Source organism: Planctomycetota bacterium (assembly GCA_026387035.1).
Taxonomy (GTDB): Bacteria; Planctomycetota; Phycisphaerae; order FEN-1346; family FEN-1346; genus JAPLMM01.
This window is the reverse complement of record JAPLMM010000317.1, coordinates 1-9,466: the sequence shown is the minus strand read 5'-3', so window position 1 is coordinate 9,466 and position 9,466 is coordinate 1. Positions and strand designations below refer to the sequence as shown.

The window sequence follows — 9,466 nt, the reverse complement described above, 5'->3', positions numbered from 1 at the left end:
GACCTGTCGGGCGGCGAAAGGCAGCGGGTCGTCATCGCCCGCGCCCTCGCCCAGGAGCCCGACCTGATCCTGCTGGACGAACCGACCGCTTTCCTGGATATTAAGCACCAGCAGGCCATCCACCGGCTGCTTCGGCGGCTGAGGGACGAGCAGGGCATGACGGTCCTTTGCGTCAGCCACGACCTGAACCTGGCGTCGGCCTATGCGGACGACGTGGTCCTGATTTCGGGCGGGCAAGTGGCCGCCGCGGGAACGCCCGCCGAGGTTCTTCGCACCGACATCCTCGAAGCGGTTTACGAGACGCGCGTCCGGGTCGAGTTCGACGAGGCGACGGGGCGTCCGTACGTGCTTCCCCGGCCCGAGGATTGAAAGCGTGTCCCGAGCGCCTTGGCCCACGACGGGCCGGCCGGCGGCGGGACGGAAGTCTAAAGGAGATACCGATGGTGGCTGAACCCCGCCGTGACGCCGACAGCGTGCGCGATTTGCTTCAGACCATGGGCCGCGAGGTCCTCGCGCGTTTCCGGCAGACGTTGAAGGCCCTGGAGAGCCTGGACGTGGAAGCGGCCGCGAAAGCCGTCGCGGAGGACTCCAGGACCGACGAGCAGGAACTCGCCGTCGAACGCGGATGCCTCGATCTTCTAATGGCCGGCAAGCCCGGCCGCGTGGACGTCAAGCGCATCCTGGCCATGATCAAGATCAACACCGACCTGGAGCGGATCGCCGACGTGGCGACCAACATCGCCGAGTGCGTCGAGCCCCTCGCCCATCTGGGCCGCGGCGAAGTCCCCGACGAGATCGCCGAGATGAGCGACATCGCGACGGAGATGCTGACCGACGCCCTGGATGCGTTCGGCAAGAAGGATACGGTCTTGGCCGGACGTGTCCGCCAGCGCGACGATGCCATGGATGTCCTCAACGAGGAGGCCTACCGGCTCCTCTTGGAGGCCGTCGCGCGCGACCCCGAGCACCTGGAGTTCGCGACCCACTACATCGTTGTCTCCAAGAGCCTGGAGCGCATCGCCGACCTCTGCAGCAACATCGCCGAGCACGTCATCTTCATGGTCACGGGCGAGATCGTCCGCCACAGAGGCAAACCGTAGGGCCTGTTTCATAGCCCCCTCTCCCCCCCGGCGGGACGTTCCGCTTGTGGGAGAGGGACGGGGTGAGGGGGAGCAAAGAAACGACGAATCATGAATATCGAACGCCGAACCGCAGAAGGATGAAGGGAGCGACAAAATGGCCGGCCGCGGCAACGGTTAGCCGCGACCCGACTTCGCCCCGGTGGGGCTTCGTCGGGCAGGCCCTACTTGTCCGCCATAGCCCGAAGGGCGACGGCGGAAGGGGAGCGGTGACGGCCGGAGAAGTACGAAACGTAACCGCGCCAGGTTCGATTATTCATCCGACTGGCCTGCCAGCCGTAGCCCCGACGGCCTTTCCCCGGAAGGACAATCGGGCGAAGAAGAAGAGCCGCTGCGCCGTGGGGGTGCCGTGTCAGAGGAAGCGCCTCTTGGCAAAGGCCCGCCCAGAACCGGATTTCAGGTACTTCTCGAAGGCGCGGGCGTGGCTATCGTCGGCCAATCGAATCGCGGCGACAAGTTTCCACGGTTTATGCTTTGCAGTATGGGCAGACTGACCTGCATTGTGTGCTGCGAGCCGCTTGGATACGTTGTCGGTGAGCCCAACGTAGTGTTGAGTAGGATGGGCGAGACTTTCGAGGAGGTAAACCCACTTCATTTGGTGGCCCGCCTTCGCCAAGGCTTCGGCGGGCAGCCTTCGCCCGTGCGCGTTGCTGGCCTGCCAGCCGAAGCCCCGACGGCCTTCCCCCGGAAGGACGTCGGGGCGAAGGCTGGTGGAGGCAGGGGGGCTCGAACCCCCGACCTCCTGGATGCCATCCAGGCGCTCTCCCAACTGAGCTATGCCCCCACACCAGGCCGGCCTTCGGTTGGCACGGTGAATTATAGCACGCTCCGGTGAGGTGTCAACGTCCTATCCCGGGGGCGGAACCGCGCGAACCATTCACGTCCGGCCAGCGTCTAAACCAGCGTGCATTTCTCATTGGACCGACAGAAAAGGAGAGGCGTATGAGACGGCAACTTGGATTCTGTGTGCTGCTGGTGGCGGGCGCGGCAGTGGTCCTCGGGGCCGCCGGCGCAGGTGTCAAGGTCGCGCCGGATCCCGAAAACGTCGTCGCCAGCCGACTTGCCGGTACCTGGGGGACGGACAAGGACCTTTGGACAAGGTTGGCCGGCGGCCCGGTAAGTATTCCTGGCTGGAGTTTCAGGTTCGAGGCCGACGAGTCTGTGGCGGCCGGATTGCCCGCCCGGTACGCGGACTTCCTCAAGGATAAGCCGATCTACTTGGCGGGCCGTATCTCCGGGGGACACCTGTCGGCGGCATGTCCCTTTGTCCTCACGGTTCTTCACGGCAACCCGCACGTCGTCTATTTTCGCGAGAAAGACGGCGACCCGATGGGCGACGCCGAATCGTTCAACGTCATGCTTGCGCGCGGCGACAAACCGGAAAATGACATTCTCTTCATCGGCGGCGACTTCAACAACCAGCCGTTCACGGCCTACCGGCACGTGGCCGAACCCCGGCCGGCCCAGTGATCGCCTCCCGGCACTTCTCGGTGAATCGGTTCAGGTCCATCGGGTCTGACTCCTTGGAGTCTCCATTATTATTTTGGCAAACGGCGCGCCAGCGGTCGACCAGCCTTGGAGGCCCAAAACGGCCGTTTGTGAGGGTTCCGGGCCGGCTTGGCATGCCAAAACGGCAGGCGGTGTGGCATCTTTGCCTTTGTTGCACTAGCCTCGGTCCCGCCGGTTTTTTGCTGCGTTGACGCTCGCGGTACCGCCGATTACAATCCTGCCGAACTGCGGTATTCATGGCCGAAGGCCAGAAGGACATCTCGCCTGGTCGAGTCCCGGCGCGCCGGGACCCGGCAACGGGCGAAGCGGTCGTAAGCCTCTTCGCCCGCCAGGAGGTCGTCGCCCTCGTCCGCCAGACGCTCCGCGAGGAGGGGCGGGCGAGCGTCGAGGGCCTGTGGGGATCCAGCGCGCCGGCCCTGGCGGCGGCCCTTCTCGCGGATTGTCCCTCCACGCTCCTCTACGTCGTCGCCCACGTCGACTCGGTGGACGGCGTCCGCGACGATTGGCGGCTCTTCAGCACCTACGACCCGCCGGTCTTTCCCGCATGGGAGGCGCTGCCGACCGAGAACGACGTCTCCGACGAAATCCTGGCCGACCGTCTGCGCGTCCTGAAGGCGCTCGCGGCCGCACGCGCCGGCCGCGGCGACCCGCCGCGCGTCCTGGTGACGACGATCCAGGCGCTGATGCAGCCGGTTCCCTCGCCGAGCCACCTGGCCGACAACACGCTCGAACTCGAGGTCGGCCGGGAATACCGCCCGGACGAGGTCCGCCGGTGGCTGGTCGAGCGCGGTTTCCGGCCGGCGGAACTCGTCCTGGAGCCCGGCCAGTTTGCCGTCCGCGGCGGCATCCTCGACGTCTTCCCGCCCACGTCGTCTTCGCCATACCGCGCCGAGTTTTTCGGCGACGAACTTGAGAGCCTGCGTTCCTTCGACCCGGCTTCGCAGCGCAGCGACGAGCCGCGCGACCGCGTGGCCATCGCGTTCGTGCCGACGCGCGCGGGTGCGGCGGGGGAGGGCGGGCCGATTTCTCCCCAGGCGACGACCAACCTGATGGATTACCTCCCTCCGGACGCCTGGATCGTCTGGCAGGATCCGCTCGAGATCGCGGAGGTGGGGCGTTCGTTCCTGGCGCGGCTGGCGGGGCCGACGGAAGTGTACACGTTCGAGGCGGTGGTCCAGCAGGCGCGGGCGTTTCGTCGGCTGGACCTGTCGAGTTACACGTCGTCGGGCGTGTCAGACGCGTTCGGCCTGCGGACGGAAGGCCTGCCGGCGTTCAGCGGCCGCGCCGAGGCCGTCCGCGAGGAACTTGGGGAACTCGCGTCCGCGGGCCCCGTGATCCTTTTCTCGGACAAGGAGGCGGAGCGCGACCGCATCGCGGAGATCGTCTCGGCGATGGGGGCCGAGGCGCAGGGCCGCATCCGCCTGGGCATAGGGCGCCTCGCCGCCGGCTTCCGGCTCGTCGCCGAGAACGTGACGGTCCTCGCGAACCACGAACTCTTCCAGCGGTACCAGGATCGCCGGCGCCTTCGGCGGCGCTTCGAGACGCGCGCGATCGACACGTGGACGGACCTGGCGAGGGGCGACCTCGTGGTCCACGTGGTGCACGGCATCGGGCGGTACCTGGGGATGAAGACGCTCAGCCATCCGCGCGGGCGCCGGGGGGCGGCCGGCGAGGTCCCGGCCGAGGACCATCTCGTCCTGGAGTTTCGGGACAAAGTGCTTGTGTACGTTCCGGCGTCGCAGGTGGACCTGGTTCAGAAATACATCGGGGGGTTCAAGGGCCGGACGCAACTGTCGCGCGTCGGGGGCAAGGCGTGGGCCGAAAAGAAACGCCGCGCCGCCGACGCCGTCGAGGACCTCGCCGCGGAGATGCTGCGGCTCCAGGCGATCCGGCAGACGCGGCCGGGCATCGCGTATCCCCAGGACACGCTCTGGCAGAAGGAGTTCGAGGCGTCGTTCCCGTATCCGGAGACGGACGACCAACTGGCGGCGATGCAGGAGATCAAGCGCGACATGCGCTCGCCGAGGCCGATGGACCGCCTCGTCTGCGGTGACGTGGGCTACGGGAAGACGGAACTGGCGATCCGGGCCGCCTTCAAGGCCGTCGAGGCCGGCAAACAGGTGGCCGTCCTCGTGCCCACGACCGTCCTGGCGGAGCAGCACCTGCGGACCTTCCGCGAGCGGATGGCCGATTACCCCGTCGTCGTCGAGATGCTCAGCCGGTTCCAGACGCGCGGCGGCCAGGCCGACGTCCTTCGCCGGTTCCTTCGAGGCCAGGTGGACGTCGTCATCGGGACGCACCGGCTGCTGTCGGCCGACGTCCGTCCGGCCGACCTGGGTCTCCTGGTGGTGGACGAGGAGCAGCGGTTCGGCGTCGAGCACAAGGAACGCCTCAAGAGGATGCGCCAAACGGTGGACGTGCTGACGCTGACGGCGACGCCGATCCCGCGGACGCTCCACCTGTCGCTCCTGGGCATCCGCGACATATCGAGCCTCTCGACGCCGCCCCAGGACCGCCGCGCCGTCCGCACCGAGGTCTGCCCGTGGGACGACGCTCTGGTGCGCGGGGCGATCCTGCGGGAACTGGCGCGCGACGGCCAGGTCTTCTTCGTCCACAACCGCGTCCGCTCGATCGAGGCGGTGACCGAGCGGGTCCAGAACCTCGTGCCGGAGGCCCGCGTCGTCTTCGCGCACGGCCAGATGCACGAGCGGGACCTCGAGAGCCGAATGCTCGACTTTTTCGCCGGCCGCGTCGACGTCCTCGTTTCCACGACGATCATCGAATCCGGCCTCGACGTGCCGCGCGCCAACACCATGTTCATCCACGAGGCCGACCGGTTCGGCCTGGCGGACCTGCACCAGTTGCGCGGCCGGGTCGGACGCTACAAATACCGCGCGCACTGTTACTTTCTGTTGCCGGAGTCGCGGCCGGTCACGCCGGCGGCCGCCAAGCGCCTCCGCGCGATCGAACGCTACTCGGAACTCGGGGCCGGTTTCCAGATCGCCATGAGGGACCTGGAGATCCGCGGCGCGGGGAACATCCTCGGGGCCGAACAGTCCGGCCACATCGCCGCCGTCGGCTACGAACTCTACTGCCAACTGCTCGAGGCGGCGGTCCGGCGGTCCCAGGGCCTGGCGGAACCCGACCGCCGCCGGGCCGACGTCCGCCTGGACCTTCCGGCGTTCTTCCCGAAGACGTACGTGCCGACCGAAAGCCAGCGCATCAGCCTGTACCGGCAACTGGAGCGTGCGGCGTCGGTGGACGCGCTTCGCGACGTCGCCGACGAGATTGTTGACATGTTCGGCCCGATGCCGGCGGAGGTCGCGAACCTCGTGGAACTGGAGGCGGTCCGGCTCCTAGCCGGCCGCGCCCGCATCGCCGCCATTCACCGCAAGCGGAACGTCCCGCCTGCGCAGCATCCTGCGGAGGGGGGGGCCGACCTTATGATGACCGTCGAACGCGCCGCCGCCGTCGAGGCCCTCTTCGCGCGGTGCGCCGACCCGGAGGTCCGCCGGGCCGGGACCGTCCGCGTGATCGATTCGCAGACGGTGCTCTGGCGGCTCGGCGAGGATCGGGGCCCCGAGGGGGCGCTGGGGCTGTTGAAGAAGTGGCTTGCCGGGGCGCCAGGGGGCAACTAGAATACGCTTCTTGCGGAATTCCTTTTTCGAGGGCATTGCGGATGCGATGGGCGGCGGTATGGGTGCTGGCGGCGGGATTGGCGGCCGGCTGCGGCCGCGCCCGCGACGACGGGGGTCTCGGGCCGCTTGAGCCTCGGATGGCGACGAGCGGCGGCGAATACGCCGCCGACTCCGCCTCCGTCGAGGCCGAGGTCAGCCCCGCTCGCCGCGTCGCCCCCGGCGAAACGCTGGCGAAACCCGTGCGCGGCGGCCCCGCGCCGGACGCGACGCGGGCGCGACCGGACGGCGAGGCAGCGTATAAGGCGCGGCTGGAGGAAGTGCCGATCCCCGTGCCGCCCGGCCGGACGCCCCTGGTGGCCTACGAGGAGGCGGGCGAGGTGCGGCTCGTCGACGCGGTTCTCGCGGAGGTCAACGAGGAGGTCATCACGCGGGAGGACATTTTCGGGCCCCTCCGGTCCCAGATGCGCCAGTGGCGCAAGGAACTTCCGCCGGAGGAGTTCGAGGCCCGATGCCGGGCGGTCGTGGACCTGAGGTTGCGCGAGGCGATCAGCGAACGGCTGGTGATCCAGGAGGCGAAGCGGCGCCTTTCGGACGCCCAGAAAGAGGAACTCGAGGCGACGCTCGGCCAGGTGCTCAAGGACCTCGTCGCCGGGGCCGGAAGCATGCTCCTGCTGGAAGAGCGCCTCAAGGCCGAGGGGTCCACGGTCGAGAAGACGATGGAGCGGGAGCGCGAACGGATTCTGGTGCAGCGGTTTCTGCGCGAGCGTATCGCTCCGACCATCCACATCACGCGCTCCGAACTGCTGGACTACTACAACAAGGTCCGGGCCGAACGCTACGAGAAGGAGGCGCGGATCCAGTTGAGGCTGATTATGATTCGCAAGAGCGAGTTTCCCGAGGAGGCGCAGGCGCGGGCGTTGGCCGACGCCGTCCTCCAACGGGCGGAGTCGGGCGAGGATTTTGCGAAACTCGCCCGGCAATACAGCCGCGACGCCATGGCCGAGAAGGGCGGCGACTGGGGCTACGTGACGCAGGGGGCGTTCGGCGTCCGGGCCGTCAACGACGCGCTGTTCGCGCTCAGCCGGGGCGGGATCGCCCCTCTCGTCGAGACCGCCGACGCCTTCTACGTCGTCAAGGCCGAGGACCGACAGGACGGGCGGACCGTCCCCTTCACCGAAGTCCAGGCCGAAATGGAAGACCAGATACGCGACGCCAAGTACAACGAAACCGTCTCCCGCTACATTCAGGACCTGTACGGGAAATCGTACGTCCGTGTCCGGCGTGAGAATCTGTAGGGAGCCCCATGCCCCAGGTCACGTTTCTTCCTTACGGGATCCGGCTGGAGGTGCCGCGCGGGACGAGCCTGCTGGCGGCGGCGGACGAGGCGGCCGAGAGCGTGCCCGACGATTTTTTTGCGGGCGAATTGTGCGAAGGGCGGCACGAGTGCGGCAACTGCTGCGTCGAGGTCCTCCAGGGGGCCGAGAACCTTTCGCCCGTGACGGCCTCGGAGCGTGCGCTCCTGGACGCGCTCGGCCTGGGGCCCGCCTTCCGCAGCGCCTGCACGGCGCGCGTCGTCGGCGACGCCACCGTCCGGATCCCCGCGCCGGTGAAACACACCGAGCGGCGGGGCGAGGCGCAGATGCAGGCCCATCCGTAGGCCCCGCGTGCGGCAGCCGGCCGCGCCGTCCCACGCCGGTGGGGAGAGAACTTTGCCGGCCCGAGACCCGGGAAATCCATTCGCGCGGATCGCCGTTGTCGGGCCGGGCGCCATCGGCTGCATGCTGGCGGTTCGGCTGGCGCTTGCCGGGCCTTCGCCTCGCGTGACGCTGATTGACCACCGTCGGGACCGGGCCGAGCGATTGAGCGCCCGCCCCATCGTCCTGCACGCCGCCGAGGGCGACCTGAAGGCCCGCGTGCCCGTCCGACTCGTTCCCGATGAACCGCCGGACCTTGTGATTCTGGCGACCAAGGCCTACGCGGTGCGCGACGCCGCACGCAGCGCCGCCCGCTGGATCGGCCAGGCGCCGGTGCTCGCGATTCAGAACGGCCTGGGCGTCGCGGAGGAGGCGGCCGCGGCGCTCGCGCGCGCCGCCGTCATTACGGGGGTGATGTATCAGGCGGCCAACATGGTCGCGGAGGGCGAGATCCATCACGCCGCCAATCAGCGGACCCACTTCGGTTACCTCGGCCGGGCGCCGGACGAAGAGGTCGCGGCGGTCGCCGCGCTCTTTGAGTCGGCAGGCCTTCCGGCGACCGTCGAGGAGGACATGGCGCCGCACGTCTGGGGGAAGGCGCTCGTGAATGCGGCCCTGAATCCGGTAGCGGCGCTGGCGGGGGTCCGCAACGGCGACGTGGCCGTTCGGCCGGCGCTGCGGGCGATGGCCGAGGCGATAGCGGCCGAGGGCGAAGCCGCCGCACGGGCCGAGGGCGTCGGACTTCCATACGCGAGCGCGGCGGCGGCGACGATTGAGACGGCCCGCGCCACGGCGGAGAACCGCTGCTCGATGCTCCAGGACCTCCAGAACGGCCGACCGACCGAGATAGAGTATTTGAATGGGGCGATCGTCCGCGTGGCGGAGGCGCACGGCCTGGCGTCGCCGGCCAACCGGGCGGTTGCGACGCTCGCGAGGGCGGTTTCGGCCGGCCGGCGTTGAGGCTTCCTGAGAAAGGCGGGGGGCGTGTCGGCTAATACAACGCCACTTTGCGTGGCGGGTTCGCCGCCCCGCTTCCGCCGTCGTCCCGATGAATCGGGACTATGGCGGACAGGTGCGGGGCGCTGGCTGCTTGCCCGCCGTAGCCCCGGCGAGTCGGGGGCGTAGGCGGGTTCGCAGCGCGGGGCAAGCCCCGCGGCGAACCCGCCGCGCAAATGGTCAAGTGGCGTTGTAGTAGTCGGCTACTCGCCGGTTTTCGGTGCCTTGTCAGGCGCGGGGGGCTCCTTGGGCGGGCCTTCGGGGCGCTGGTCCTTGCCCGGGCGTTCGGCGTCCTGCGGTTTGGGCTCAAGCATCTCTTCGAGGCGATTCCGGACGATTGCTTCGCGCTGGTCGGCGCGCTGGCGAAGTTCCGCGCGGAGGTCGTCGAGTTTCTTTTTCAGGAGGCCGATGTGGGCCTCGCGGGTCGCCAGTTCGGCGTCGAACAGTTTGCCGACCGTCTCGCGGAGTTGGGTTCGGAGGCGGTCGCGTT

9 protein-coding genes and 1 tRNA gene are annotated in these 9,466 nt (G+C 68.7%); 7 read left to right on the top strand and 3 right to left on the bottom strand.

What is annotated here, in order from left to right:
- The coding region (locus NTX40_11870) for an ABC transporter ATP-binding protein (protein ID MCX5649765.1) at positions 1–369 on the top strand (369 nt) is incomplete at its 5' end.
- Positions 370–440: 71 nt separating this feature from the next.
- On the top strand, positions 441–1,100 hold the full coding sequence (phoU, locus tag NTX40_11865) for a phosphate signaling complex protein PhoU (GenBank protein MCX5649764.1): 660 nt from the start codon (positions 441–443) through the stop codon (positions 1,098–1,100).
- A 391-nt stretch (positions 1,101–1,491) separates the two neighbouring features.
- On the opposite strand, the gene NTX40_11860 is transcribed toward phoU, so the two are convergent.
- Positions 1,492–1,734 (bottom strand): GIY-YIG nuclease family protein, encoded by a 243-nt coding sequence (locus NTX40_11860; protein ID MCX5649763.1) that lies wholly within the window; start codon positions 1,732–1,734, stop codon positions 1,492–1,494.
- Positions 1,735–1,847: 113 nt separating this feature from the next.
- Positions 1,848–1,923, bottom strand: a tRNA-Ala gene (locus NTX40_11855).
- Positions 1,924–2,081: 158 nt separating this feature from the next.
- Between NTX40_11855 and NTX40_11850 the strand changes: the two genes are divergently transcribed.
- The 5 genes from NTX40_11850 to NTX40_11830 all read left to right on the top strand — a co-directional run bounded on the left by NTX40_11850 (position 2,082) and on the right by NTX40_11830 (position 8,940).
- Positions 2,082–2,609 carry a hypothetical protein gene (locus tag NTX40_11850; GenBank protein MCX5649762.1) on the top strand — a complete coding sequence of 176 codons (528 nt, stop codon included), beginning with the start codon at positions 2,082–2,084 and terminating at the stop codon, positions 2,607–2,609.
- A 275-nt stretch (positions 2,610–2,884) separates the two neighbouring features.
- Positions 2,885–6,286, top strand: a complete 3,402-nt coding sequence (gene mfd, locus NTX40_11845) for a transcription-repair coupling factor (GenBank protein ID MCX5649761.1) — start codon at positions 2,885–2,887, stop codon at positions 6,284–6,286.
- A 41-nt stretch (positions 6,287–6,327) separates the two neighbouring features.
- Positions 6,328–7,581, top strand: a complete 1,254-nt coding sequence (locus NTX40_11840) for a peptidylprolyl isomerase (GenBank protein MCX5649760.1) — start codon at positions 6,328–6,330, stop codon at positions 7,579–7,581.
- Between the two features lie 8 nt (positions 7,582–7,589).
- On the top strand, positions 7,590–7,943 hold the full coding sequence (locus NTX40_11835) for a 2Fe-2S iron-sulfur cluster-binding protein (protein MCX5649759.1): 354 nt from the start codon (positions 7,590–7,592) through the stop codon (positions 7,941–7,943).
- 52 nt (positions 7,944–7,995) lie between these two features.
- Positions 7,996–8,940, top strand: coding sequence for a 2-dehydropantoate 2-reductase (locus NTX40_11830; protein ID MCX5649758.1), 945 nt, complete (start codon positions 7,996–7,998; stop codon positions 8,938–8,940).
- A gap of 239 nt (positions 8,941–9,179) precedes the next feature.
- On the opposite strand, the gene NTX40_11825 is transcribed toward NTX40_11830, so the two are convergent.
- On the bottom strand, positions 9,180–9,466 hold a 287-nt coding region (locus NTX40_11825), incomplete at its 5' end, for a hypothetical protein (GenBank protein MCX5649757.1).

Excerpts from the sequence above, each read along its gene's own strand:
- phoU (MCX5649764.1), top strand. The coding sequence starts at position 441 with ATGGTGGCTGAACCCCGCCGTGACGCCGACAGCGTGCGCGATTTGCTT.
- NTX40_11840 (MCX5649760.1), top strand. The coding sequence starts at position 6,328 with ATGCGATGGGCGGCGGTATGGGTGCTGGCGGCGGGATTGGCGGCCGGC.
- NTX40_11860 (MCX5649763.1), bottom strand. The coding sequence starts at position 1,734 with ATGAAGTGGGTTTACCTCCTCGAAAGTCTCGCCCATCCTACTCAACAC.
- NTX40_11835 (MCX5649759.1), top strand. The coding sequence starts at position 7,590 with ATGCCCCAGGTCACGTTTCTTCCTTACGGGATCCGGCTGGAGGTGCCG.
- mfd (MCX5649761.1), top strand. The coding sequence starts at position 2,885 with ATGGCCGAAGGCCAGAAGGACATCTCGCCTGGTCGAGTCCCGGCGCGC.
- NTX40_11850 (MCX5649762.1), top strand. The coding sequence starts at position 2,082 with ATGAGACGGCAACTTGGATTCTGTGTGCTGCTGGTGGCGGGCGCGGCA.